Below are 1570 nucleotides of genomic sequence, written 5' to 3'. Positions count from 1 at the left end.
GATCACGATCTACCGCTGGAGTCAACACCGTTGCGTTAGCGCCGTGAGCGGCTATTGAGGCCGTGGTCGAAGAACGCGACGGTGGTGCGGACGGTGTAGTTCTGGGCCTTCTGGGGGTGCTGTCCGGCGTTCGGTCCGTACTTGCTGGTGGGGTTCTTGCGGGTGCGGGCCTTCACTCGTTGCCGTCGGTGGGCGGGCAGGAGGGCGTCCAGGGCCGTGTGGCCGATCGTGCCGACCAGGTCGACGAGGGTGTTAGGGAAGATTCCATGGCCGGCGGTGACGGTGTCGGTTGCGGCGGCCAGCAGGACGGTGAAACTGATCCGCTCCATGGAAACTGCGGCCGACCGGTCAGGGCGTCGTCGCCGGCGCGGATCAGAGCCTGGTAGACGGTGAGCAGGGCGTAGACCTCCTGATCGAGGCCATCGATGCTGCGGGAGCGCAGGACGCGGCCGTCAAGCATCGTGGCCTTGATCGAAAAATACGTAGTTTCCGCCTGCCACCTGCGGTGATAGAGCTCAACGAGCTCGGCGGCCGGATAACGGACAGGGTCCAGCAGGTTTGTGATCAGCCGCCACTGCTCGGTGCGGACGGTGCCATCGGCCAAGGTGACGGTGAGGGTCGCCTCGATCACACGTACCGGCAGCAGTACCCGCAGGACGCCGTAGCCGATGCGGGCGATGTAGGAGCCGTCGCCCAGGTGCTCGGCGGGAGTGGGGACACGGCGGGCCCCGGAGCGCACCAGGAACCGCGCCCCGCTCTGATGGACGGCATCAAGGAACTCGTTGCCGTCGAAGGCCGCGTCGGCCAGCAGCAGCATCGTCTTGTCCAGGGCGGCCAGAAGCCTCTTGGCATAGGGGAGTTCACCCTCGGACTCCGGTCCGAAGGCGGCGGCTATGAGCGCGCGGGTGCCACACTCGACGAGGGCCAGCAGCCGCAGGAGCGGATAGCCGAACTCCAGACCCTCCCCGGCCCGTTTGGGGTAGCGCCAGGTGAGAGTCTCGTCGTCGGGGGTGTGCAGCAGGGTCCCGTCGACGGCCACCGTGCGCAGGCCTCGGTAGAAGGACCCGTCCTGCCCGGGGCGGGCGACGGGCCCGGCAAGCGTCTCGAACAGACGCCGCAGAGGTGCGGCCCCCACCCTGCGCCTGGCCCGCGTCAGCGAGGAGACCGCGGGACGCACCAGGGCCAGCGGGGTCAGGGCGGCGGTCAGTTTGGACCACACCATGCGGTACGAGCGGTGCTCGAACAGCGCGAGAGCGAGCACGAAGTACACCACCACCCGCGAAGGAAGCAGCCGCAGGCGCTTCTCGCGCCGGCCAGTCTCCTCCAGCACCGCGTCCACCAGCGCAAAGTCCACGACCTGGGTCAACTCCCCCAGATGACCCGGCGCGAACACACCCCGGGCTGTCTCGATCGTGGACGTGATGACAGACTTCTCCTGCAACGGGACCCCTGACCTTGATCGACTTTCTTCGCCGATCGTTGATCTATCAGGTGGTCCCGTTGCGCTGTTCAGCAGGGCTTGACATACAGCTCAGGGGCCAAACGCAACGGTGTTGCCGCTGGAGTACTA

2 protein-coding genes are annotated in these 1570 nt (G+C 67.1%); both read right to left on the bottom strand.

The annotated features are described in order from the left end of the window. Positions 1-35 precede the first annotated feature (35 nt). A complete protein-coding gene (locus tag AB0N06_RS38855) occupies positions 36-176 on the bottom strand; it encodes a hypothetical protein (RefSeq protein ID WP_366139369.1) in 141 nt (46 codons plus the stop codon). Further along, entirely contained in the window at positions 173-1441 is a 1269-nt protein-coding gene (locus AB0N06_RS38850; protein ID WP_366139368.1) for an IS4 family transposase, read from the bottom strand. The genes AB0N06_RS38855 and AB0N06_RS38850 overlap by 4 nt, the downstream gene beginning before the upstream one ends. Between the last annotated feature and the right edge of the window lie 129 nt (positions 1442-1570).

Source organism: Streptomyces sp. NPDC051020 (assembly GCF_040683105.1).
In the GTDB taxonomy this organism is placed as follows: Bacteria; Actinomycetota; Actinomycetes; order Streptomycetales; family Streptomycetaceae; genus Streptomyces.
The sequence above is the reverse complement of the archived record's forward strand: the minus strand, read 5'-3'. Positions and strand labels throughout refer to the sequence as shown.